The organism is Bradyrhizobium sp. JYMT SZCCT0428 (assembly GCF_018131075.1).
GTDB lineage: Bacteria > Pseudomonadota > Alphaproteobacteria > Rhizobiales > Xanthobacteraceae > Bradyrhizobium.
Map to the genome: position 1 here is coordinate 1 of NZ_JAFCLS010000080.1, position 25,099 is coordinate 25,099.

Genomic DNA, 25,099 nt, shown 5'->3' on the forward strand with positions numbered 1-25,099 from the left:
CGACCTCACCGAGAATCGCGTCATCACAACGGAATCACGCTTCGCGGCCTGTCTCAACTGACTTTTGCAACAAAATCTGCCACAAACGGACTCATGCAAGGCGGCTGTCATGAAAAAGCTGGGCTCCGTGAGAAAATCCGAGGCCGCTGATCAGCGCGTGGCTAGCCTTCTGTACGCCGCAATGGCCTGTTTGAGGTCGTTATATTCCTCGCAGGGAATGAGGCAGAGGTTTTCCAACGCCGCCAGAATTTGCTGTGCCCTGGCCGGCTCCCCCAGCACCAGATACGCCTCACCGAGATGCTCATGCGCGCTGCGGTGGCGCGGATTTAGCATCAATGCCTTGTGATAGTGGCCAATGGCTGGACCCATCTGATGCAGCCGTCGATAGGCATAGCCAATGTAGTTCTGGATATCGGCATTAGTCGGGTCGCGCAGCGCGGCGAGTTCGAACGCTGCGACAGCAGCATTCCAATTCGCTACGCCCAGCGCCTTCTTGCCGGCCTTGAAATCGGGGTCGAGTTGCGCCCAGTCTGCGTCCGATGCGACCGACGCCATGGTGGTGCAGATCGGCCATGCTTCGGTCGTGATGGCCGTCTCCGCCCGACGGTCGAGCCCGCCCAACTGCGGTGTCGCGTTCCGCCAGCCTGGCGAGCCTATGGTGTAGACGGCCACGCTGACCGCCAGCGCGCCGAGCATCGTAGCCAACGCGACCGCGCGGATCATTGCCTGCCTTCTCGAATTGTCGGCTGCCGGACCAGACAGCCGAGGGGTTATTTTCGTACGCCACCTATCGTATTATCTCGGCGCAAGTAGGCTTGGGCCTCACGGATTTCCTGCCGTTCCGTATCAGCGTTCTTGGTCAAGTTCACCAGCTTGCCGAAGTACTCGGATGCCTTCTGGCGGTCACCTGCGCTGTCGGCGGCGCGGGCGACGCCCCAGAACGCTCGGAAGCGGTTGGGGGTCTGCTTGAGCGCGGTCTCGAACTCGTTCAAGGCAGCTGCGGGCTGCCCTGTCTCAAGAAGCAGTTCCGCCAGAAGCTCTCGGAACGGATAGAGGCGATTCTCCATCGCCACATGCTTGAGGCTACCGTCTTCGCTGTCAGCCGCCGCTCGCATGAACCGCAGTGCCTGATCGCGATCGCCTTCTTTCAGTGCCACCAATGCGGAGATGGCAAGCATCTGCTCTTCCGTGCGGTCGGCCCAGTAGGACTGGTCGGCGCGCTGCAGCGTCGTGCGCAACGCCTTCATCGCTTCGATCTCATCTTTGGCACCCGCGAGATCGCTAGTGCGCGCCATGCCGAGACCTCGCGTGAAACGGATCAATGAATCCGCCATAGGATATTGGGTCGGATTCATCGGCAACGCGGCAGCGCCGGCCCAATCTGCCCGTTCCAGGACGTAACGCGCTGGCATCGCGGCCTTCGCGGTGAAATGGACAAAGTTGATCGGACGATCGCCGCGGTCGGCGGTGGCAAGGGATTTCTTGATCATCGCATCGGCCTTGGCATCCTGTGCGAGCTGCAGGTGGGCATAGACCGTAAAATCCGACGCGTGATAGTAGTCGGGCTGGATCTCAAGTGACGACGCGTTCGAGGCGATGGATTCTTCCCAAAGTCCGACCATGGAGTAGATGTGCGACGGCATATGCCGGGCGTGCGGTACGGCCGGCGCAATGCCAGCATAGCGCCGCGCCGACGCGATTCCCTTTTCGGCGAGTGGTGCAAAGTCGTAGGCGTGAATGAGGTAGTGCGTCACACCCGGATGCTGCGGGTTCTGCTCGAAAAGGTTCTCCAGAAGCGCCGCGGACTTGATCTGATTGGCATAGGTGAGGTCGCCTTTCGGCGCCGAAGCTTGGAGCGTCAGCGCGTAAAAGGTCTGCACCTCGTAGTCATCCGGATAGCTTTGAGCCATCCGCTCCATCGCGGCCTTGTAGGCTGCCAGTCGCACATCCACCGCGATCTTGTCATGGTTGCGGAAATAGGCGCTCAGCGCCTCGATCCAGTCCCGTTCGCGCTGCGTTTTCGGCCCTGCAGCCCGCGCTTTCTCAAGCGCGTCCCAAGCAGCTTGCGCGTCGGCCCGGCTCGGCGTGGCTGCAAGGGTGTTGCCGAGGAAGTCCATCGCCACACCCCAATGCGCCATGGCGCAGGTGGGATCCTGCTGCAGGATCGCGTCGAACGTGCGACGGGCCTTTAGGAACCAGTATGAATGCAGCATGGCGACGCCGCGATCAAACTCGGCCTGCACATTGGAATCGCAAGACGTAGGGAAGACCACCTTGCCGAGCTTTTCGTCTTGCTGGCCGACTGCGCCACTTGTGAGTGCAGCGGTGATCAGGCCGGCAGCAAACAAGATTCGCCCCAATAACGTGTTCATCGTAAGTCTCCTCTCTGGCCTGTCAGCTTGCTTGCTCCAAGGACGGCTGGATCTCTCGTCCCTTTGCCGATTTGATACTGTCGCCCAGTTGTCCTGCGAAAAGGCATTACGATGCGGACATACGCGTAGATCCAAGGCAACCAATTGCATAATGCCCGTCTCGCGAGGTGATAGTGCAATGCTCTCAGCCACCACACCCTGCGCTTTCGCGCAGCGCTACGCGACGTAAATTAGAGACTGGCGGACATCAAAAGGGTCAGGACTCCTTGCCCACTTCGGCTCGAGGTGACGGTCCTGGACACGCCCGTGTTCGTCGGTCCAGCGCTCCCAGTCACTCGACGCTGCTCAGCCGCCTCGACCAAATATTTGTTCAAATATCACCATAGAGAGCTATGCGCCGCTAGCGAGAATGTCGGAGCTAATTGCGGTTCAGACCGCAGGGCTGATCCCTCTCCCGGGGAACAATTCGAGACGTAAGCAAGCTGTTTTCTCAGAGCAGATCAGCATTAGCGCTGTTCGCAGTCCAACCATTTAGACTTCTCCCCGGAGACCAGAATGATATGCTCGCGAAGCGACCGCATAGTGGGTCAGCTTGAGTTTGTGATGGAGTAATCACATGCCTATTAAACCGCCCGCTACAGAATGGGACCTGATTCGCGCCCATCAGATTGAGCGCTCATGGACGACCTTTTTTTTAGAACCGCTCTCTAGCGCTGATGCTGAGATCGTTACGAGGGCAATTGCAGAGGGCATCGCGCTGGGTCGCAAACAAGGTTTGGAGCTAGCGCAGGCTCCGCATGACTGTCCATCCCAAGCACATTTGCGGACCATCGCGAAAGCTGCTCCTTAAGAAAACCGCAGGTCCTCAGAAGTAGATCAGGCCTGACGTCCGATATGGGTCATTCGCGTCGGTTTGACCGGACCACGGCGACTTCCGGTCTGCCCCGGTGAACGGACATTCTCAGGATAGGCAGGCATGTCTCAAAGGTGCCAAACTCGGAAATCGCTTTGAGCTTCGGGCATGTCTGCTCTTGCCTCGGTAACAGACGTTGGGCGCGCGCAGCACCAGCAGCCGGTAACCGTCGCGTTTGATTTCATGCAGCCAGTCGGGACCGGCTGGGACACGGCTTGCCGCGCGTCGGGAAACAATTGCCGGCAAGATAGGTCGGACAGGACACAATGCTAGTCCGTATTCAAAAGCGGTCCCGGCTTAGGGTGGGAAGGGTTGGGGCCGGGGCCGCCCGGCCGCTGCGCGATGATTGGGGCAAAAACTGCACAGATCAACCAGAGGTTGAAGCTAGGTGGCTTACAATTTACCGTATAAGACATTAGCCGCTAGGGGTGCACTGAGCCTAAGACCCGTTTCGAAATAAATTGATCCCAGTTCTCGCCAGAATCCCGCAGCAGACACCTCGGCCAACTCGGTGAGATCAAGGGGACGGGGAGTGGCTACTTCAGGTTTGGCTGTCACTTCAAATTTCGTGTTCATGGTAGTCGCCTTCCGATCCACAATGGCTTGCGGGACCATTCCCACGCTTTTGACTAGAGCACGAAGAACCGCGTTGCTCTGTGATGGCAGTCACATAAACTCACGAAGTGTGACCCTGTGGCTCGCCCGCTATATTGCCCTGATGCTGACGATCAGCTTCATCGCCGCGATCGCCTCGACTGCCGCGACGAGGTTTGCGCATGCCAGCGATTTACGCTGTTGTAGCTGGGCTATGGCTACTCTCTATCATTTACGCACAACTGCATTGTTCGCTCATTGCATCAATCGGGACGCTATGCGACGGCGAGAGAGTAAATTTCTGGATAATTCCGTTTTTCACTGCGCCTATTGGCGGGTTAGGTCTCCTCGGGCTAATTTTGACGGTCTTGGTTAGAGTTCTTCGAAAATAGGAGACTGTGGAAAGTTGGACAAGTCGGTGCCCAAGCCGCACGTCCGTTCCGGGTCATTCGCGTCGGTTTGGCCGGACCACGGCGACTTCCGGTCTACCCCGGTGAACGGACATTCTCAGGATAGGCGGCATGTCTCCAGGGTGCCACGTTCGGACTTACCAACGGTCAAGTGGAAGCAGACATCAGTGCAGTCGCCCGGCTGACGATCTGCGGATCGCGCAGAGCACTGGATCGCTTCATCAGATGGGTCACCTCGCTCATGATCTGATGCACCGTTGCATCCTCCGACGCGACCCGCTGCAACGCGAGGTTCAATTTCAAGCGTTGGTGAAAATCATTCGGACGTTGCCCGCGCGTCTTCTCAAAAATGAAGTCGCTTTCGGTCACCGTCCATGGCGCGGCGAGAAAGTCCTGAATCGCCACGAAGAAGGACTGGGCTAGTCCGTTCAGCGGATCCGCATCCAGGGATCGCGCTTCGATCAGCCGCTTCAAGACACCTACTTCTTGCGCGGCCACACTCATTCCTTGACCGAATGCCGGATTGAATCGACAAATCACATCACCGAGCGGCAGCAGACGATCTGGAAAGCTATCAAGTCTCTCAAAGTGTCGCCGTATACTGCCGGGAAAGCCGAACCGGTGAATAGGTCCAATAGGTACAGCGTCCTTGATCGCGTCATGGATTGTCTGGGTTCGCAATGTCTTGGCAAAAGCGATAAATTCTCCAACGCTTTCCGGCACGAGTTGGCCATGCATGCCGGTTAAATTGACTTGCCAGCAATTATTCTCGACCGGAACGAGTAACCCGCCACGGCCGCTTTGGGCGGCGGGCCGGTGGAGCACCGCGCGCCAGTCACATGGCGCGGAAGGTGGAATCTCGAACATGGCGGTTGCGTAGCGTAGGTCGATGCCGATTTCCGTCTCTTGGGGCCTTAGCAGGCCGACCCTGTCCAGAAGTTCGAGAGTAAGCGCGCCGCGAGACGACGCGTCTACGATAAAATCAGCCGCGATCTCGTTGCTTCGCCCGTTCGCTTCATCATAACGAACCCCCGTAACCGCGTTCCGGTTGGGCGATTCCACTAATTGAGTAACGCGGCAACGCGAATTCAGTGCGATATTGCTCTGCCGTTCAACAAAGCGCCTTGCAACGAATTCCATTAGTTGCCGCGTCATGCATAAATAATCGAAGCCAAGATCACGCCGTGGAAACGGATCGAATCCTGGCATTTCCAGGAGCGACTCGGAACCGACGCGCACCCTAACGGCACCCGCGCGCTCGAGTTCTGCTTCGAGCTCGGGGAAGAATTCCATAAGCGCGTCGAGACCACCTCTGAGGAGCACATGAATTTGCCGCGCTTGGGGGGTGCCGGTGCGCACGATCGGCGCGGTAGGTAAGGCATCACGTTCCAGCACGGTGACGTTGACGAAGTATGAAGACAGGGCCTTCGCCGCGGTGAGACCGCCAATACCGGCTCCGACCACTATCGCGTGGCGCCCGAATAAGCTTGTCATCGAAATTGCTCAACCGCCGTCATAACTGACGGTGAAAGTTTCCTTGGCCTTTGCTCGGAGCGCGCTGCGAGTGGCAGCATAGCCAGAAAAGGGGCCAACATGATGAACTCGCGCCGTCGCATTTGACCTCGCCGAGAACATGCCTTCTGCAATGGCCAAGACTAGCACTTTGCGAACGAGCGGCGAGTCAGAAATGGAGCGCAATCGAGGCAGAACAGGCCCGACGTCCGTTGTGGGTCAGTCGCGTCACTTTGGTCGTCAGCAGACTACTTCCGGTTTTCCCCCGGAAGCGGACATCGCAGGGCAGGTCGGCATGTCTCAAAGGTGCCAATAGGCGGCTTTATTCGATCACCTCGTCGGCGCGGGCGAGCAATGCCGGAGGAATCGTGAGACCTATTGCCTTTGCGGCCTTCAGGTTAATCACAAACTCGTATCGCGTCCCTTGGACAAACGGCATCTCGCCTGGTTTGCTACCGCGCAATATCTCAGCCAGCTGCGCATTAGCGATCCGAATGGCGTTCTTTAGATCCATGGAATAAGACATCAATCCTCCGGCTTCCGCCTGCTCGCGAAAAACAAACATCGTCGGGAGACCGATTTGCTGGGCGAGTTTAACGAGAAGAAAGCGATGAGCGTAGGCGTTGATAATACTTGCAATCACAAGTCCATCGGCTTGGTCCCGCTGGATGGCTTGAAAAGCGTCGCTGTATGCCTGTTCATTGACCGGAGTGGAGACGGGCGCAATCGCTAACGCAATACCGAGCCTTTGAGCTGTCTCCCGCGTCGCCTTGCCGCCCGCAGCCTCCCAACCCGCTTGCGTTGAGACGAAAAGCACGTTGCGAGCCTTTGGGATGGCTTCAGCAAGCAGCTCAAGACGCTTACCCCAAAGTTCAACGCCAGCATCAATGCTAACCCCCGTAACGTTTCCGCCCGGATGCGACAGGCTGGATACCACCCCAAATCGAATCGGATCGCCAGTGATGGCAACGATGGGAATTGTGCTAGTCGCCGCTTTCAATGCGAGAGTGATAGACGTACCCGGAGCAAAGATCACGTCTGGATGCGCGCTGACGATTTTGGCTGCGAGGTCGCCATATTCCCCTGTCCCGTCAGCCGAAAACCGGTCGATGATCAAATTCTGACCTTCGATATAACCAAGGCGCTGGAGTTCCTGAAGACCCAACGTGTAACTCGAGTCGCCTCCAATCCGCATGTCGGCAACCTTTAGCGCTGGGTCAGCTAGTGCGAGCCGCTTCATCTTTGCTGGCTGCTGCGCCCGCCCAGCGATTGGAGACACAGCCAAGCCGCCGATTAGCCCAATGAACGCGCGCCGTCTCATGCCCGCCTCCCTGGATCAGGATGCGGGAAGTGTATCTGTCCAAGCCCGATGCTTGGAAGGTGTTGTCGGCGCTCGAAGGAAGTGTATTTGGGTGGGGTCCAATGCCCGCTTGGGGTCATTCGCGTCGGTTTGGCCGGACCACGGCGACTTCCGGTCTACCCCGGTGAACGGACATTCTCAGTTCGCAGGACGGTTAGCGAAGCGCAATCCGCCCTCTTGCTGTGCCACAAGTGTAGCATGTACCACCCTGCGTCCGATGCCGAATTATCGTCGCGCGTACGTTCCGGGCGGCTGCTGGTTCTTCACGGTCAATCCGTCGGAGCGGCGTAAAAACCCAGCTCGTCGACCACATCGCAAGCTCGTAGCAAGCTCGTAGGGCGGATTGGAGCCGGAGGCGTAATCCGCCGCTTTTGTTTTCGACGGAACGGCGGATTACACTTCGCTCCAACGCGCCTACGGGCTGGCGGATCATCTGCTGCGGCACAGTGGGCAGGTGGGGTAATTTGTAGACGGGTTAGAGCGAGCGTAACCCGTCGTTCGTCGCGAGAGCCTGCGATCTTCGTGCGTCATTGAGCAAAGCGACAAGCAATCCAGCTGTTTTGATCCCGGATGTTGCTGTGCTCATCCGGGCGTACCGGCTTTACCCGCTGCCTTTGTTTGAATCGTCGTCGGGAAGGTGAAACCTCTTATCGACGTGCGTCCAGTAGCCAAAAGCGCAGACGGCGGCGAACCCAAGTAGAACAATTAGGATGGCGCTTCTGATATCCGTGGGCAGAGAGAAAACTAAGACTGCACCGACGATCACTATCCCTATCGTAAAGACTGCCGATAGACCCAGAAGAATCCGACCAAAGTTAGCTAAAACGAAAATTAGGACAACGATCGCGAGAATGATGCCACCAGCAATTTCTAACATGGAATCCCGATCGCGAGAGGGCAGTATATCAGCTTGGCCGTGATTACAGCCCACATGGGGCAGGCTGGCACAACTATAGCATGTGTTATCTGCGTCCCATGCCGAATTATCGTCGCGCGTTCGTTCCGGGCGGCTGCTGGTTCTTCACGGCTAATCCGTTGGAGCGGCGGAAAACCCTCCTCGTCGATCATGTCGCGAGTTTGCGCGAGGCGCTCGCAGAGCGAAGGCGGAAGGCGTAATCCGCCATCCAGGTTATCGTCAGGCGATCATCTTCGCTAGAATCTCCTCCGGTCGATCGCGTGAGGATCGTTCGACATGGGCGTTGGATAGCGCAGACCCCGTTTGGGCGGCGGATTACACCTTCCGCCTTCGCTCTGCGAGCGACGGCGGACAAGTCGGCTCAATCCGCCCTACCGACGGTGCTGCGTCGCCTCGCGCGCAAGCGAAATCGCGCAAGTCGAGTGCGACATATCAACCCGACGGGCAAATCAATTCGGATTTGCGGAAATCATGTCAAGTCCTAAGTTTCCGAAAATCAAAAATATTTTCCTTTCCTTCGACCCAAATCACCGGCACATTGTCGCCATCCCGTCCCACTCAGAGGGGCGTCGGCCGTCGTCATGACGAGGGGCGGGGATGCGGTGGACGTTGATGTTGCGATTGACGGTCGCAGCAAAGGCGTACGGCGAAAGCGTGTGGTCCTGGCGCCCGTAACGGCGTCAAGTCTTTCGGGAGCTAACGCTTCCGAGGGGCGACGGTGGCAATAGAGTCCGTCTCACCGGGGAGAGCGCGTCATAAGCCGTAAAGCCACTGCGCAGGGAATGTCGGATGCTCTCCGCTGCCCTGTATGCTCGTGTGCAGCTTTCTTAGCACAATCGCACACGAGACCGCGGGTGCAGCGCGCATCCGGCATTCCCTGCGCCCTCTGTTTTTGGAGGGTAAGGAATTCGATAGCAAGCCTCGGGTAGATCAGGCCGCGAGAATGCCAAGTCTTGTCTGGAAGTGTCTTGTCTGGAAGTGCCTTGTCTGAAGGATTTTGGTTCCTTGACGATTAAATCAGAAATCGCGCGAAGCCCTCATCGATCCCGGCGGGTTGCGATATCAGCCTTGACGCGCGCCGGACTTGCGCGACAAATGGCGACGCCATGAACGCTTCCGAGCTGCACCAAATCACCAACTGGCTGATCGACGGCGCAAGGTCCGTGGTCAACTCGCCGCGGCTGATGGCTGAGGTCTGCGAGCGGCTGGTGGAGGCCGGACTGCCGCTCTGGCGCGTCGGCTTCTTCGTTCGAACCCTGCATCCCGATATCTTCGGCCGCAACTTCATCTGGCGGCTCGGCGCGGAGGTCGAGTTCGGAACGGTCGATTTCAAGATTCTCGAATCGCCGGTTTTTCACAACAGTCCCCTGATCCATGTGTTTCAGCAGGGGCTGGAGGTTCGCGCCCGTGTCGATGACCCACAGAGCAGCCGCTTTCCGATCGTCGAGGACATGCGCGCCGAAGGCGTCACGGATTATGTCGCGCTGCCGCTGTTGTTCACGGACGGTGCGGTGCACGCATCGAGCTGGACCACAAAGCAACCGGGGGGCTTCACCGAAGAACAGCTGTCTGCGTTGCGCCAAATAACGACGCCGCTGGCGCGGGTGATCGAGATCATCAGCTTGCGCCGTACGGCGTCGAGCCTGCTCGATACCTATGTCGGCAACCGCGCCGGTGAGCGGATCCTGGGCGGACAGATTCGCCGTGGTCATACCGAATCGATGAATGCCGCGATCTGGCTGTCCGATCTGCGCGGCTTTACGGCGTTGTCCGACCGGCTGCCGTCCGAGACGGTGGTCGACATCCTCAACCAGTATTTTGACTGCCAGGTTGCGGCGATCCGCTCCCATGGCGGCGAGGTTCTGAAATATATGGGCGACGGATTGCTGGCCGTGTTTCCGATCGACGAATATGTCGGCGACGAGCAGCAGGTTTGTTCGCGCGTGCTTGAAGCCGCCCGTGAGTCCCGTGCCAGCGTCGCGGAATTGCAGTATCCGATCGGCGACGCCATCGAACGCTTTCGGTTCGGTGTCGCCCTGCATGTCGGACGGATTCTCTACGGCAATATCGGCGGCGGCAACCGGCTCGACTTCACCTGTATCGGTCCTGCCGTGAATCTGGCGGCGCGGCTGGAAAAGATCGCCAGCCGCCTGCAGCGCACGGTGGTGGCATCGGAAGGATTCGCCGGCATCTGCCGGGGAGGGTGGAGCGATCTTGGCGAGTTTCCGATTGCCGGATTCTCGAAGGCGGAGCGTGTCTTTGGCCTGGCCGACGAAACGTCGGCGGCCTAGCTGTAGCCCAGCGCTATTCCTCGGGCTCCGTCGTGAACAGCAGCGGATAGCCCTTGGCGCGGCCGGCGTCGGTGGCGCGCGTCGCCTTGGTCTCGGCGACGTCCTTGGTAAAGACGGCGACCACGCACACCCCGCGGCGGTGCGCGGTGATCATGACCTTGTGGGCCTGATCTTCGGTCATGCGGAATTCGGCCTTCAGCACCGTGACGACGAATTCGCGCGGCGTGTAATCGTCATTGACGAGGATAACCTTGTGCAGGCGCGGCCGTTCGGTCTTGGTTTTGACCTTTGTTTTTGGCTTGGCGACGGTATCGATCATTCCTGTGGCGGCTCCGAAACCATAGCGTTTTCGAGCGAAGTGGATACCGGTTCGCGTGAAGAAAACGCGTCAAAAAAGAGACAGCTCCGCGCCGTGGTCAAAGGGCGCGGCAGTCCGCCAGCCGCTGCGTCATGCTCCGATCACCGCGGCCGACGGCCGTCTCGATCAGTTTACAGGCTCCGGGCCGGTCCTGAAACTGGGCGTTTTCCGACAGTTTCAGGTCGATCAGCGCGGCCATCGCGCCGGGTTCGTCGAGTTCCGCGGCCTCGGTGGCGTAATAGAGCAGATGCTTGGCATTCTTGATCCGGACCTCGGGATTGCCTGCGAGGATACGAACCACATCAAGGCGCGCGTCGAGGTCCCATGCGCCGGCCTGGTCGAGCAGGTTCGCCGCCTGCTGGACGTCGCGGGGCACCACCTTGCCTTCCAGATAGAGCCGTCCCAGCGCGCCCTTGACGCCTGTCGTGTCGGTGCGTGCCGTGAGCAAGGCGAGGGCGCGCTTGGGATCGGCGGGGCCGCCTTCACCGGCGATCAGCATTTCGGCCAGCGGCGGCGGCGCGCCGCCGGGATCGGGCCGCAGCGACTCTTCGAGCAGCGTGCGCGCGCGAACCGGATCGTCCTTGCGGATGGCGATCGCCAACTCCCGCCTGGCGCCGAACACGCCTGCCGCTGCCATTCGCTCGAGGATATCGATGCCGCGGGCGCGTTCGACCGGCCTGTCCGACGTCACCAGCAAGCGGCCGAGCAGCACCTGAAGGTCTGCCTTGCTCGCGTCTTTCGCCGGGTTGGCGACCGCGCGCTCGGCCCAGTACCGCGCGGCAACCGGATCGCGTTTCACCGTCGAGCCCCGGTTCAGCAGGATCGCCAGCATCTGCGTGGAAAAGGGATGTCCGAGTTCGGCCGCCTTGTGGAGCGCCCGATCGGCCTCGGCGCGCGTCACCATCGGCACCTTGTCAAGGTCGCCGCGGTCCCAGGATTTGTGATGCTCATAGAGTTCGTAATAAGCCTCGGCGTTGCCTTGTGCGGCGGCCTCGCGCAGCAGGGCCAGCGCCTCGAGCTTCCTTGCGTAGGGCATCGATCGCGCTACAGCGACCTTGAAATGGGTATTTTCGGGCTGATTGACGAACGCCAGGGTGCAGCTCTCGCTCCGCAGGGCCCAGCGGCGGCGCAGCGCCTCGTCGCTCATGTAACCCTTGGGATTTTCGGAAAGGCGCAGACAGAGCTCGCCGGCATTGGCCGAATTCAGCGCTGGTTCCGCTGGCGCAGCCTCGGGCTGCGCCGCGCCGGATATTTTCGGTGGCAGCAACAGCGCCGCCGCGACGGCGAGCGTGGAAAACAGCAGGACCGACGGCACGACCGCGCGCGGCGACATGCGCCGGCGCACAATTTCGGGACGTTTCGGGGGTATGACCATGTCCATGCCATCTGCGGCCTGGTCGCCGCACGCCCCTTCTGTCGCGGTGAATGCCGGATTTGTTCAATCGGACATCACCGTATTCCTACGTGCTGTGGCGGATCCTTACGCGATCGCGCATCGAGGCGCGGCAACGCTTGCCTCCAATCGAGGCAGTGGAGAGCTAACCCAAATGTGAAGGACAGATGATATCTGCCCTTTGCGCGGCGCAATTTGCGTGTCACCATTGTCACCAGTCGACGGGAGGGCAGCAATGCGCTGGTATGTCTCGATCGGAGCTGTGCTTGTGGCAGGCGTACTCGCCGGTGGCGATGTCGCGGGGTTCGCCGCGCCGGGCACAAGGAGCCAACTTAACCATCCACCGAGCCGTCAATTGGCGGACAAGGGAGCCACGCCGTCCGTCGATGTCGAACTGGTTCTTGCCGTCGACGTCTCCTATTCGATGGACATGGATGAGCTGGCAATCCAGCGCGAGGGGTACGCCCAGGCCATCGTCTCGAAGGAGTTCCTGCAGGCGCTGAAGACCGGCCCGCACGGCAAGATCGCGGTGACCTATTTCGAGTGGGCGGCTTCCACCGACCAGAAGATCATCATTCCGTGGCGATTGATCGACGGTCCGGAAACGGCGGACGCCGTTGCCAACGAGATCATGAAGACCCCGATCCGCCGGGCGTCGCGCACCTCGATATCGGGTGCGATCAATTTCGCGATGCCGCTGTTCGACGAGAATCCGTATCGCGGGTTGCGGCGGGTGATCGATATTTCCGGCGACGGTCCGAACAACAACGGTGGTCCCGTCGTCGTCGCCCGCGATGCTGCGCTGGAAAAGGGGGTCGTCATCAACGGTCTGCCGATCATGGTGAAGGAGCCGTCCTACTCCACCATGGATATCGACAATCTGGATGCCTACTATGAGGATTGCGTGATCGGTGGTCCCGGCTCGTTCGTAGTGACCATCAAGGAGCGCGAGAAATTCAAGGAAGCGATCCGGACCAAATTATTGCTCGAAATCGCGGGCCGTACACCGGAGCGCCCGGTGGTGCCGGTTGCAGCCAAGGAGAAGGAGCCGCGGGTCAATTGCCTGATCGGTGAGAAGATCTGGCAGGACCGCTGGGGGCGGTGACGCCGTAGGATGGGTGGAGCGAAGCGATACCCATCATTGTTGCTGCAACGGCGGTCGATGGGTTTCGCTTCGCTCAACCCATCCTACGATTTTTTGCGCACGAAGCGCGCCACCAGTTCGATATGCGGCGTGTGACGAAACTGGTCGACCGGCGTCACGCCCTCGATCGTATAGACGCCGTCGATCAGGATTTTGGCGTCGCGCGCGAAGCTCGTGACGTTGCAAGACACCGCCACCACTGTCGGGATCTTGCTCGCCGCGAGTTGCGTCACCTGCGCCTGCGCGCCCTGCCGCGGCGGATCGAACACAACTACATCGTAATCGCGCAGCTCCTGCGGCATCAGCGGCCGGCGGAACAGATCGCGCGCCTCGGCCTTGACCGGCTTGAGGCCCGACGTCGATGTTGCCGCCTTCTGCAAGGCTGCAACCGCGCCTGCGTCGCTGTCGAAGGCGGCGATCCGCGATTTGGTGGCGAGGCGAAGCGCGAACGGGCCGACGCCGCAAAACAGGTCGGCGATATGCTTGGCGCGCTTGCAGTGGCCGGCGACCAATGCGGCGAGCGCTTCCTCGCCGGCCACGGTCGCCTGCAGGAACGATCCGGGCGGCAGGGCTACCTGGGCGGCACCGATGCTGACGACCGGCGGCGTTCGCATCAGCACCAGTTCGCCATGGCGCGTCAGCCGCGCCAGTCTGTGCCGCTCGGCGACATCAGACAATCTTGCGATCAGGGCTGTCGCGAGCGCGCCGGAGCCGCGCACGTCGACATCGAGGCCACTGCTGGTGGCCGTGATCTGAATATCGAGCGACTTTCCAACCGAGATCAGCGGTTCTGCGATCGCCCAGGCGGCCTCAAGGGCGCCGTCCAGATGCGGGTCGAGGATCGGGCAACGGTCGATCGGGATGATGTCGTGCGAACCGGCCGCCGCAAAACCGACCTTGAGCACCTCATGCGTACCCATCCGCGCGTGCAGGGTGATGCGGCGTCGGCCAAGGCCATGGGCGTCGATCAGGGGCGCGACGTCGCAAGCAATCCCGGCTTGCGCCAGCGTCGCGACCACGATCTCGCGCTTCCAGGCGCGATAGTGCTCGGCGTCCCAATGCTGGATGGCACAGCCGCCACAGACGCCGAAATGCGGACAGAAAGGTGCTATGCGCTCCGCGCTGGCGCGTTCGACCTTGATCAGCCGCCGGCGGTCGGGATGACCCGGTACTCGCTCGACCTCGACCGTTTCAGCGCCGAGCGCGTAGGGCACGTAGACGCTGATGCCGCCGGCCGTGACGACGCCGTCACCGCGATGGCCGACATGGTCGATCACAAGGTGTTCGGCTTCAGCCACGGCGCGCACCGAGGAAGAATTCGATGTTGCCGTCGCCGCCGGTGATCGAGGACGGAAATATCTGGATGTCGGTGCAGCCCTGCGAGGTCGCGAATGCCGCGATGTCGTCGCAAATTTCCTGATGCACCATCGCATTGCGGATGATGCCGCGCTTGGAGTGCTTTCGTGCCGCCTCGAACTGCGGCTTGATCAGCGCCAGCAGATGCATCGGCGCCGCCGCCAGCGACAGCGCCACCGGCAGCACCGCCTTCAGCGAGATGAAGCTGACGTCGATCACGACGATGTCGGGTCGTGCGGGCAGGCGCTTGCCTTCGAAGGCGCGAATATCGGTCGCTTCCATCGAAACGATCTTGGGATGGCCCTGCAGCGAGGGGTGCAGCTGGCCGTGCCCGACATCGATCGCGAACACGAGGCTGGCGCCGTTCGCGAGCAACACCTCGGTGAAGCCGCCGGTCGATGCGCCAACGTCGAGGCAGACATGGTCTTCGATTTCGATCGGATATTGTTCCAGCGCGCCCGCCAGCTTGACGCCGCCGCGCGAAACATAGGGATGCGCGGGTTGCGCGGCCAGATTCGCGTCGGCGGCGATCAGGTCGGACGCCTTTGCGACCGGTTTGCCGTCGGCCGTTACGCCGCCGGCTTCGATCGCGGCGCGGGCGCGAGCCCGGCTTTCGAACAGGCCGCGTTCGACCAGCAGCACGTCCGCGCGCTTGCGGGAAGCAGTCTTGTTGTCGTGCGTGTCAGCCAATTTCAGCTCGATTTGCCTTTGACGTGATCCACCGCCAAGCCGACGCAGGCCTCGAACGCGGTGAGGTCGTGCCAGATATCCGCAGATAGCTGACGCGGTGTCACCAGCGGGCAACCGTGCAGATCGAGCGCGTGAATCATCATGAGATTATCCGGCCAGCCGAAATCTTCCACCGTAAGCCCCTCCGGATCGACGAGCCGCCCGTCGGCAGATGTCGTCACGTCGCATATTCGCGCGACGCGATCGCGATAGGCAGTCGGGTCGTTGCTGTAGGCGAGACAGAACTTGCCGCGACCCGCCGCATAGCCAAGTTCATAGACCGTACCGGCGTCGGCACTTGGGCCCCGAAATGGCGTCAAATTGGCAATAATGGCATCCGCCGCATCCATCATCGCTTCATTGGCCTTGAAGATCGCAAGCGAAGCGTCGCTGGCCGACAGGTCGATTACATTATCGAGCGGATAAAGTCCGGTCAGGCCATGGCGAGCGCAGATGTCGGCTTTGCGCCGTCCGATCTCGATCGCGTCCGGCAGGAATACATCAGGGCCTGCCAGATAGATCTTCATGGGATCACCGGGTATTTCAGGCGCGCTTTCCTGACGCGAGAAGGTTCCCACCCCGGATCAAATCCGGGGCAGGCTTTCGCCCAAAAACGCCATGCAATCTCAGGCGAGCTTGACCGTCTCGGCCTTGTAATCCTTGCCGAGCGCCTCGAACACCTTGGCCACGATGCCCTTGGCGTCGAGGCCGGCATAGGCATACATCGCGTTCGGCGAGTCATGGTCGATGAACTCGTCGGGCAGGATCATCGCGCGCATCCGCAGTCCGCCGTCGAGCATACCGTTGTCGGACAACGTCTGCATGACGTGCGAGCCGAATCCGCCGATCGAGCCTTCCTCGATCGTGAGCAGCACTTCGTGTTCGCGCGCCAGCTTCAGCACCAGATCGACGTCCAGCGGCTTCATGAAGCGGGCATCGGCGATCGTGGTGGAAAGGCCGTGCGCTGCGAGTTCGTCAGCGGCCTTTTCGCATTCGGCCATGCGCGTTCCGAACGACAACAGCGCGATCTTGCTGCCCTGGCGGACGATGCGGCCCTTGCCGATTTCGAGGGGAATGCCGACTTCGGGCATCTCGACGCCGCGACCTTCGCCGCGCGGATAGCGCACCGCGCTCGGACGGTCGTTGATCGCGACCTGCGTGGCGACCATGTGAACCAGTTCGGCTTCATCGGAAGCGGCCATGATCACGAAGTTCGGCAGACAGCCGAGATAGGCGTTGTCGAACGAGCCGGCATGGGTGGCGCCGTCGGCGCCGACAAGACCGGCGCGATCGATCGCGAAACGAACCGGCAGGCTCTGGATCGCCACGTCGTGGACCACCTGGTCATAGCCGCGCTGCAGGAAGGTCGAGTAGATCGCGCAGAACGGCTTGTAGCCTTCGGTGGCGAGGCCGGCCGCGAACGTCACCGCGTGCTGCTCGGCGATACCGACGTCGAACGTGCGGTTGGGGAACGCCTTGTTGAAGATATCGACGCCGGTGCCCGACGGCATCGCCGCAGTGATGGCGACGATCTTGTCGTCCTTCTCGGCTTCCTTGACGAGGCTCTGGCCGAATACGTTCTGGTAGGCGGGCGCGTTCGGCTTGGCCTTGGCCTGGGCGCCGGTGGCAACGTCGAACTTGACGACGGCGTGGTATTTGTCGGCGGAGGCTTCGGCCGGGCCATAGCCCTTGCCTTTCTGCGTCACGACATGAACCAGGATCGGGCCGGTCTCCATGTCGCGGACGTTCTTCAGCACCGGCAGCAGATGGTCGAGGTTGTGACCGTCAATCGGGCCGACATAGTAGAAGCCGAGTTCCTCGAACAGCGTGCCGCCGTCCATCATGAAGCCGCGGGAATATTCCTCGACGCGGTTGGCGCGGTTGGCGATGATCTTCGGCAGGCGCTTGTTGATCTGCTTTGCCGCCTCGCGCAGCGTGCGGTAGGTCTTGCCGGAGTAGAGCCGCGACAGATACGCGCTCATCGCGCCAACCGGGGGCGCAATCGACATGTCGTTGTCGTTGAGGATGACGATCAGGCGCGAGTTCATGGCGCCCGCATTGTTCATCGCTTCATAGGCCATGCCCGCTGACATCGAGCCGTCACCGATCACGGAGATAATGTTGTTCTTGCCGCCGGAGAGGTCGCGCGCCACGGCCATGCCTAGGCCGGCCGAAATTGAGGTCGAGGAGTGCGCGGCGCCGAACGGATCGTAGTCGCTCTCGCTGCGCTTGGTGAAGCCGGACAGACCGCCGGCGGTGCGCAGCGTGCGGATGCGATCACGGCGGCCGGTGAGGATCTTGTGCGGATAGGCCTGGTGGCCAACGTCCCAGATAAGGCGGTCGCGGGGCGTATCGAACACGTAATGGATTGCCGTGGTCAGTTCGACGACGCCGAGGCCGGCGCCGAAGTGCCCGCCGGTCACCGAAACCGCGTCGATGGTTTCCTGGCGAAGCTCGTCGGCAACCTGCTGGACCTGCTCGATCTTGAGCTTGCGAAGGTCATCAGGCGTGCGGATGGTATCGAGAAGAGGCGTCTTACTAAATTCGGTCACAGCGATATTCCAATTTTGCATGTCGGAGCGAATGGTCCGACGCGAGATGGGTTGCGCGTTAACCGCGCAGCGAAAATCCAGACCCCGGGTGCCATCTCGGCAGGCCGATTTCTGATTTGAAAGCCAAGATACACTCCGGATCGAGCCATGTGATCTACATCACGCTGGTCCGTTTAACCCTTCCCGGTCAGTTTCTTCAGCCATTTGAAGAACTTGCTTCCGTCGGAAATGACCGGCAGACCCGCTCTCCACAGCCCATAGAATTGCAAGCTTTACACCAAAGCGGCGGCCAAAGCCAACCCGCAGCTAGGTCCGGGTTCCCGGCCGTTCGGTTCAAAAACCTCGATTTTTTAACCGCTCCGGCGGGCGGAAGGTTCCATGTTGCCTAAATCGGTCGCATCCAGCGCGCCGGTGCTGGCGGCTTCGATCCGTTTCCAGGCCCATTCGCGCGCGGCCGGATCGCCGGTTGCAACCGCCAGCGCGGCATCCGGAACGGCCATGCGCGCGCTCAGGGGGATCGGTCCGCAGACGATCATGAAGAAATCGTAGGCGTCGGGCTGCTCGTTGGCCATCACGAACTGGAAATGGACCTTGAAGAACTGCCAGCGGAAGGTCTCGTAATTGTCGGCCCGGACGATGTCGCGAAAACGCACCGCCACGATGGTGGGATTGCGCCTGATGCTGCCGACCTCGATGCCGTGGCTCTTGATCGGATCGAACTGGTAGAAATTCATCACGTCCTTGCGGGCCTGGCAGTCGATCCAGTCGATCGACGGCTCGACGGCGAGCTGGCGCAGGTGCTCGCGGAAATCCTTCGCCGCCGCGTGGAAGCCGATGATTGGCAAATTGCCGCCGATCGTCAGCAGGACGATGCGCGGTCCGTGACGCCCCAGTGCGGGATCGAGCTTAAGCGCGCGCGCCAGCGTTTCGGTGCCCAGGAATGATCCGGAACTGTGGCCGACAACGACGATCTCTTCGGCATCACTTGAATGCGCCACATTGACGAGGTGCTGCGCGAAGCGGTCGAGGCGCTGGTCCCAGTCGGGGCGGGCGCGGTGCGCAAAGTCCCAGGTCCAGATCCAGTCGGACAGCAGATAGAGCACGTAAGTGCTGCTTTCGGTGTATTTCAGCATGGTGCCGAGCAGTGCCACGAATATCGCGACAGAAGCGGCAATGCTGAAGGGCGCCGGGATACCCAGCGCGTCGAGGCCCTTCATGAATACGAAGGCGATGCCGGCCGAGCCCAGGGCTTCCAGCAGCAGCACAAAATGCGGGTAGGTGATGAAGGCCGCGAAACGCCAGTTCGCACGTGTGAAGCGCGCGAGCGTGCCGTTGAACACCAGCCGCCAGTAGATCCAGACCGCGTTGAGAACCGTGCGCCAGATCGGCGAGGCGAGGTCGCGCTGGATGAAGTCTTCGAAGCGCAGGAAGTCGTAGCTGGTACGGGTCTGCCAGTCGTCTGCCTTGGTCTCGATGGTCCAGGACGCCATCTCGTCGTCGGCTGCGACTTTGGGCCGGCTGATGGTGGCGGAAAGCTGGTACAGCCGGCCGAATTTCCGCAGTTCGGTACGGAACATGCGGTAGTATTGCGCCAATCCGCGCGGATCGTACCCCTGTATGTAGATGATATGGCGGTGCTGAACGCGCACGAACTGTCCCCGGGTTCTGGCCGGACTATATCAGGCCGTTTTGCGCGCCAAGAACTAATTCGGCGGCTGATTCGGTAGCTTATTCGGTCGCTATTTCGGGCCCTTGCGGGATGGCGGGCGTCACATTCGCCTAATGTCCTCGATTATTGAACATCGAGCGGCTCGGTGCCCGTCACCTGTCCGCTGGCATCGGTGGTGATCTTGTCGACGCGGGCCTCGGCCTGTCGCAGTAGTTCCTCGCAGCGTCGCTTCAGGGCCTCACCGCGCTCGTAGATCGCAACCGATTCCTCAAGCGGCACCTTGCCGTCCTCGAGCCGCTTGACGATCGATTCAAGTTCCTCGATCGCGCGCTCGAAGCTCAGCTTTTTGACGTCCACTTGGGTGTTTTCGGCCATAAATTGCGTTCCCAGTTGCGCCCCAAATCGTGAGCGCAGAATCAAGCGAAGTTTTGCGGGCGTATTGTGGCGGGGATTTAAGCGCCCATCAATGCGGTGACATGGGATGCGACCGACTCTTTCAGCCCCTGCAGGTCGTAGCCGCCCTCCAGCACCGAGACCACCCGGCCACCGGCGCTGCTGTCGGCGACATCCATCAGCTTGCGCGTGACCCAGCCGAAATCGTCCGCCTTCACGTTGAGCGAGGCCAGGGGATCGCGGAAATGCGCGTCGAAGCCGGCCGAGATGATGATGAGTTCGGGGCTGAATTTCTGCAGCTGCGGCAGGATCAGGTTTTCGAACGCCATGCGGAACTTGACGCTGCCGTCCTCCGACGCCAGTGGCGCGTTGACGATGGTGTCGTGCTCGCCGCGCTCGCCGGAGGCGCCGGTGCCGGGAAACAGCGGCATCTGGTGCGTCGAGCAATACATCACGGTCGGATCGGACCAGAAAATATCCTGCGTGCCGTTGCCGTGATGGACGTCGAAATCGACCACCGCCGCGCGCGCGATGCCGTATTTGCGCTGAGCATGGCGGGCGGCGATCGCGGCATTGTCGAAGAAGCAAAAGCCCATCGGCTTGCTCACTTCGGCATGATGGCCGGGCGGGCGGACCGCGACGAACGCGTTGTGATGGGCGCCGGACATGACCGCGTCGGTCGCGGCCACCGCGCCGCCGACGCCGCGCATGACAGCTTCCCAGGTCCCCGGCGACATCGAGGTGTCGCCGTCAATATAGATCAGGCCGCTGGTCGGCGCGATGTGGCGGAGTTCGCCGACATAATGCTCGCCATGGCACAGCGTCACGGAATCAAGACTGCCTTCCGGCGCTTCGCCGCGCACCAGCGCCTTGAAGCGATCCTCGCCGAGCACCTCGGCGACGGCGCGCAGCCGGTCGGGCCGCTCGGGATGTCCCGGCGGCGTCAGATGGTCGAGACAGGCGGAATGCGTCAGTAACAGCGTCATGCGAAATCCTGGCGTGCGGGCGGGCCGCGAACGCACAATCTAGGCGCTCAACGGCCGCTCGGAAAGGGCCATGGTTCCCGCGGGGGGACCGGCCGGCGGACCAGACCTCAGTTGATTCGGGCGATGCGGTTGACCGCGCCGGGGGCGACCGGACTGTTGGCCAGGAAATAGCTGTTCAACGCATCGATGTCGTAGACGCCAATTCGCGGGGCGGTTCCTTGCGTGAGGATCGTAAAGCCGTCGCCGCCGACGGCGAGGAAATTGTTGACGGTCACGCGATAGTTCCCGGCGGGATCGATCGGCGCGCCGTTGAGCGCCATCCGCTCAGGGAGAATGCGCTCGCCATCCGGCTTGGTGTTGTCCCATGCGTAGCTGAAGCCTTTCGACACCTGCAGGATGCGCGGCCGTTTCGGATCGAACCATTGCTGCTCCAGCACGTCCTTGATCTGCTTTCCGGTCAGCGTCAGCGTCACCAATTGATTGCGGAACGGCTGGCTCGCGAACAGGTCGGCATAGGTCACCGCTCCATCTTCCTTGCGCGTGATGTCGATGCGCACGCCGCCGGGATTGGTGAACGCCATCACCGCGCCGCCGTTCGCAGGCGCACTGGTTGCCGCCAGTTGCGCGTCGGCGATGACATCACCGAGCGGGCTCTCGCCTGCCGAGTTGGGCACACGCGACAGCGTTTCCGTGATCGACCCGGCCGGACGGTTGGCGATCGGCGCTGCAACCCGGTCATAGGCCTCGATCAGCGCGGTCTGCTCGGGATTCTTCGCGTAGGCCTCGGTGCGGACGATGGTGTTGTTGGCTCTGGCACTGACGATGTCGCGGCTCTTGGGATCGAGCTTGACGTCGATCGCAGTAACGATGGTGCCGTATTTGTCGCCCGACGTGACCAGCCTTCCGTCGATCTCGCAGACATAGGCCTGATGGGTGTGGCCGGAGACGACGATGTCGACCGCTTTGTCGAACTTCCTGACGATATCGACGATCGGGCCTGATATGCCCGGGCACTCATTGTAGTCGCCGGTCGGCAGGCCGCCTTCATGGATCAGCACCACGATGGCCTCGACGCCGCGCGCCTTCAGTTCGGGGATCAGCGCATTCACCGTCTCGGCCTCGTCGCGGAATTCGAGGCCGGCGGCGCTCTCCGGCGAGATGACATTGGGCGTGCCCTTCAGGGTCAGGCCGATGAAGGCCACCGGAATGCCCTCGAACGTCTTGATCTCATAGGCGGGAAGCACGGTCTTGCCGGTCGCCTTCTCGAAGGTGCTGGCGGCGAGATAGCGGAATTTCGCGCCGAGGAAGGGATGCGGTCCCTGGCACTTGTCGACCGGATGGCAGCCGCCATTCTGCATGCGCAGCAGTTCGGCCTTGCCCTCGTCGAACTCGTGATTGCCGACCGAGGAAATATCCAGCCCCATCATCGACAGCGCCTCGATGGTGGGCTCGTCATGGAACATCGCCGACAGGAACGGGCTGGCGCCGATCAGATCGCCGGCGGCGACGAAAATCGAGTTCTTGTGGCCGTCGCGAAGTTCCCTGACCAACGTTGCCATGTGCTCGGCGCCGCCGGCGGCGACGAAGGTCTTTTTGTTCTTGTCCTCGGGATCGGCGATCCGGATCCCGAGCTGCGGCGGGCGGAGATAGCCGTGAAAATCATTGATCGCGAGGATGCGCAGATCGATGGGGGCGGCGGTTTGGGCGAGCGCCGGTGATGCAAGCGCCGTCATGATCGCCAGCGCAAGGGTTGAACGAAGAGCAATTTTCATGGAGCTAACATGTCAGGTGGTGTTCTGTTTCCCCGTCATTGCGAGGAGCGCAGCGACGAAGCAATCCATTCTATCTTCATGCGGCGCGATGGATTGCTTCGCTGCGCTCGCAATGACGGTTGGGGAGGGAGCGTCTTTCCTTCTACCCCTTCTTGCGTTCGAAGAAAGCCTTGAACGCTGATATCGCTTCCTTGGAGCGCATCCGTTCGCCGAACAGATGGCGCTCCTGGTCGATCCGGCGGGTCAGGTCTTCCGGCGGCAGTTTTAGCAATTTGCGCGAGATCGCCACCGCTTCGGCCGGCAGCGCGCAGATTTCGCGAGCCACCTTGCGCGCTTCGGCCTCGGTATGCCCCGGCGCTACCACTGCGTTGACGAAGCCGGCGGCGTGCGCGTCGTCGGCGGTGAATTTGCGTCCCATCACCAGCATCGCGAACGCGCGCTGGTGCCCCATGGTGCGCGGCATCAAGAGGCTGGAGGCGCCTTCCGGCACCAGGCCCAGATTGATAAACGGCGTGGAGAACGTCGCGGTCTTGCTGGCCAGCACGTGGTCGCAATGAAACAGCATGGTCGTGCCGATGCCGATCGCAATGCCGTCGACGGCGGCGATCAGCGGCTTGGCGTTGTGCGCCAGCGAATAGAGGAATTTTGCAGCGTTGGAGGCGCGGGGCACATCGGGATTGGAGGTGCCGTCCTTCAGGAAATCCTCCAGATCGTTGCCGGCGGTGAACACGCCGGAGCCGCCGGTGATGATGATGCAGCGGATGGCCGGATTGTCCTGCGCCTTGTCGATCGCATCGCTCATCTCGCGATACATGTCCTGGGTGATCGCGTTCTTCTTCTCCGGCCGCCGCATCGTGATTACGCGCGTGGCGTCTTCGTCGGACACTATGAGGTGTTCGGTCATGGAGCTTGTCCCTGAACAGGCCGGCGACAGGGCCGCTGGCGAACAATCACGTTATATCCTACATGATCCCGCAGAAGACCCAAATCGCCGCACCTGATTTTCCTCGCGATAAGGATGATGCCATGCAGCTCACCGGAATTCACCATTTGACCGCGATTTCGGCGAAGCCGCGCGAGAATCTGGCCTTCTACACCGGCCTGCTCGGCATGCGGCTGGTCAAGAAGACGGTCAATCAGGACGATGTCAGCGCCTACCATCTGTTCTATGCCGATGGCAGAGCCAATCCCGGCACGGACCTTACCTTCTTCGATTTTCCGGCGGCGCCCGAGCGGCGCGGCGCCAATTCGATCTCGCGCACGGGCCTGCGGGTCGCGGGTGAAAAGGCGCTCGGGTTCTGGCGCGACCGCCTGAAGGCGGCGGGCGGCGTGACCGGGGACGTGATCGAAGTCGACGGCCGGCTGACGCTGCCGTTCGAAGACGGCGAGGGGCAGCGGCTGGTGCTGGTCGACGACGGCGGGGTGGACGCTTCCTCGCCCTGGGAGCGCAGTACGGTTCCGGCCGAGCATCAGATTCGCGGTCTCGGCCCGATCGTGCTCACCGTGCACGATCTGCCCCGCACCGCGTTGGTGCTGACCGAGGTCATGAACATGCGCCGCGTCCGCGACTATGCCGCGCACGGCGCCCAGATTCACGTGTTCGCGATGGGCGAGGCAAAGGACGAGAACAATCCTGCCACTGAGCTGCATGTGCTCGAGGACAAGGCGTCGCCGATGGCGGGGCAGGGCGCGGGCGGCGTGCATCATGTCGCGTTCCGTACGCCTGATGAGGCGCAGTATCACGCCTGGACGCAGCGGCTGAACGAGCTGCGCGTTCGCAACAGCGGCGAGATCGATCGCTTCTATTTCCGCAGCCTCTATTTCCGCGAACCCAACGGCATCCTGTTCGAGATCGCAACCGACGGTCCCGGCTTTGCGACCGACGAGCCGATGGAAACGCTCGGCGAGAAACTGGCGCTGCCGCCGTTCCTCGAACCGCGCCGCTCGGCGATCGAGGCAGGGCTGAAGCCGATCGGGTAGGGTTGCTTTGTCGTCCCGGCGAACGCCGGGACCCATAACCCCGGTCATCTCTTGTTGAGGGAAGTCGTCGACTATCGTGCGCAGTAACAACCGCCGCGGCGTATGGGTCCCGGCCTTCGCCGGGACGACGGTGGTGTTTGTTGTTGGTGCCATCATCCAAACGCAACTTCGCGATCTCGTGACGCATTGCGCCCGAGCTGCCAGAAACTTCCCGCCCTCTCCAATCAGAGGGCGCAGGGAATGCCGGATGCGCGCTGCACCCGCGGTCTCATGTGCGATTGTGCTAAAGAAGCTGCACATGAGCATACAGGGCAGCGGAGAACATCCGACATTCCCTGCGCAATGGCTTTACGGCTTATGACGCGCTCTCCCCGGTGAGACGGCCTCTATTGCCACCGT

At 61.3% G+C, this 25,099-nt stretch carries 18 protein-coding genes and 1 pseudogene; 4 read left to right on the plus strand and 15 right to left on the minus strand.

Features of this window, described 5'->3' with window-relative positions:
- Positions 1–150 precede the first annotated feature (150 nt).
- From JQ575_RS40855 to JQ575_RS40870, 4 genes are all read right to left on the minus strand, one after another.
- Positions 151–723 carry a tetratricopeptide repeat protein gene (locus JQ575_RS40855; RefSeq protein ID WP_212038819.1) on the minus strand — a complete coding sequence of 191 codons (573 nt, stop codon included), beginning with the start codon at positions 721–723 and terminating at the stop codon, positions 151–153.
- A gap of 47 nt (positions 724–770) precedes the next feature.
- A complete protein-coding gene (locus tag JQ575_RS40860; protein ID WP_212038820.1) occupies positions 771–2,372 on the minus strand; it encodes a hypothetical protein in 1,602 nt (533 codons plus the stop codon).
- Positions 2,373–4,436: 2,064 nt separating this feature from the next.
- The gene (locus JQ575_RS40865; protein WP_212038821.1) at positions 4,437–5,783 is read right to left on the minus strand and encodes an NAD(P)/FAD-dependent oxidoreductase; all 1,347 of its coding nucleotides are present in this window, start codon (positions 5,781–5,783) and stop codon (positions 4,437–4,439) included.
- A gap of 340 nt (positions 5,784–6,123) precedes the next feature.
- Positions 6,124–7,122, minus strand: coding sequence for an ABC transporter substrate-binding protein (locus JQ575_RS40870; RefSeq protein WP_212038822.1), 999 nt, complete (start codon positions 7,120–7,122; stop codon positions 6,124–6,126).
- 256 nt (positions 7,123–7,378) lie between these two features.
- Between JQ575_RS40870 and JQ575_RS46770 the strand changes: the two are divergent.
- Positions 7,379–7,450 (plus strand): annotated as a pseudogene (locus JQ575_RS46770) (transposase); the annotation flags it as partial.
- A 1,733-nt stretch (positions 7,451–9,183) separates the two neighbouring features.
- Positions 9,184–10,368, plus strand: a complete 1,185-nt coding sequence (locus tag JQ575_RS40875; protein ID WP_212038823.1) for an adenylate/guanylate cyclase domain-containing protein — start codon at positions 9,184–9,186, stop codon at positions 10,366–10,368.
- 13 nt (positions 10,369–10,381) lie between these two features.
- Here JQ575_RS40875 and clpS read toward each other — a convergent pair whose 3' ends face one another.
- Positions 10,382–10,687 carry an ATP-dependent Clp protease adapter ClpS gene (gene clpS / locus JQ575_RS40880; protein WP_211999152.1) on the minus strand — a complete coding sequence of 102 codons (306 nt, stop codon included), beginning with the start codon at positions 10,685–10,687 and terminating at the stop codon, positions 10,382–10,384.
- Positions 10,688–10,784: 97 nt separating this feature from the next.
- A complete protein-coding gene (locus JQ575_RS40885; protein ID WP_212038824.1) occupies positions 10,785–12,107 on the minus strand; it encodes an SEL1-like repeat protein in 1,323 nt (440 codons plus the stop codon).
- Between the two features lie 247 nt (positions 12,108–12,354).
- On the opposite strand from JQ575_RS40885, the gene JQ575_RS40890 reads away from it, so the two are divergent.
- On the plus strand, positions 12,355–13,224 hold the full coding sequence (locus JQ575_RS40890; protein WP_212038825.1) for a DUF1194 domain-containing protein: 870 nt from the start codon (positions 12,355–12,357) through the stop codon (positions 13,222–13,224).
- 83 nt (positions 13,225–13,307) lie between these two features.
- Here JQ575_RS40890 and JQ575_RS40895 read toward each other — a convergent pair whose 3' ends face one another.
- From JQ575_RS40895 to JQ575_RS40935, 9 genes are all read right to left on the minus strand, one after another.
- Positions 13,308–14,561, minus strand: a complete 1,254-nt coding sequence (locus tag JQ575_RS40895) for a methyltransferase (RefSeq protein WP_212038826.1) — start codon at positions 14,559–14,561, stop codon at positions 13,308–13,310.
- Positions 14,554–15,309: a TlyA family RNA methyltransferase gene (locus JQ575_RS40900; protein WP_212038827.1), complete on the minus strand. Its 756-nt coding sequence runs from the start codon at positions 15,307–15,309 to the stop codon at positions 14,554–14,556. Before JQ575_RS40900 ends, JQ575_RS40895 begins: the two co-directional genes overlap by 8 nt.
- 2 nt (positions 15,310–15,311) lie before the next feature.
- Complete coding sequence (locus JQ575_RS40905; RefSeq protein ID WP_212038828.1) at positions 15,312–15,875, minus strand: nucleoside 2-deoxyribosyltransferase; 564 nt, start codon at positions 15,873–15,875, stop codon at positions 15,312–15,314.
- 99 nt (positions 15,876–15,974) lie between these two features.
- Positions 15,975–17,921 carry a 1-deoxy-D-xylulose-5-phosphate synthase gene (gene dxs, locus JQ575_RS40910; RefSeq protein WP_192735115.1) on the minus strand — a complete coding sequence of 649 codons (1,947 nt, stop codon included), beginning with the start codon at positions 17,919–17,921 and terminating at the stop codon, positions 15,975–15,977.
- 329 nt (positions 17,922–18,250) lie between these two features.
- A complete protein-coding gene (locus tag JQ575_RS40915; RefSeq protein ID WP_212038829.1) occupies positions 18,251–19,549 on the minus strand; it encodes a hypothetical protein in 1,299 nt (432 codons plus the stop codon).
- Positions 19,550–19,692: 143 nt separating this feature from the next.
- Complete coding sequence (locus tag JQ575_RS40920; RefSeq protein ID WP_065730974.1) at positions 19,693–19,944, minus strand: exodeoxyribonuclease VII small subunit; 252 nt, start codon at positions 19,942–19,944, stop codon at positions 19,693–19,695.
- 77 nt (positions 19,945–20,021) lie between these two features.
- Entirely contained in the window at positions 20,022–20,948 is a 927-nt protein-coding gene (locus tag JQ575_RS40925) for a histone deacetylase family protein (RefSeq protein ID WP_212038830.1), read from the minus strand.
- A 107-nt stretch (positions 20,949–21,055) separates the two neighbouring features.
- On the minus strand, positions 21,056–22,720 hold the full coding sequence (locus JQ575_RS40930) for a bifunctional UDP-sugar hydrolase/5'-nucleotidase (protein WP_212038831.1): 1,665 nt from the start codon (positions 22,718–22,720) through the stop codon (positions 21,056–21,058).
- Positions 22,721–22,862: 142 nt separating this feature from the next.
- Complete coding sequence (locus JQ575_RS40935; protein WP_212038832.1) at positions 22,863–23,624, minus strand: crotonase/enoyl-CoA hydratase family protein; 762 nt, start codon at positions 23,622–23,624, stop codon at positions 22,863–22,865.
- 122 nt (positions 23,625–23,746) lie between these two features.
- On the opposite strand from JQ575_RS40935, the gene JQ575_RS40940 reads away from it, so the two are divergent.
- Positions 23,747–24,700, plus strand: coding sequence for a ring-cleaving dioxygenase (locus tag JQ575_RS40940; RefSeq protein WP_212038833.1), 954 nt, complete (start codon positions 23,747–23,749; stop codon positions 24,698–24,700).
- Positions 24,701–25,099: the final 399 nt, after the last annotated feature.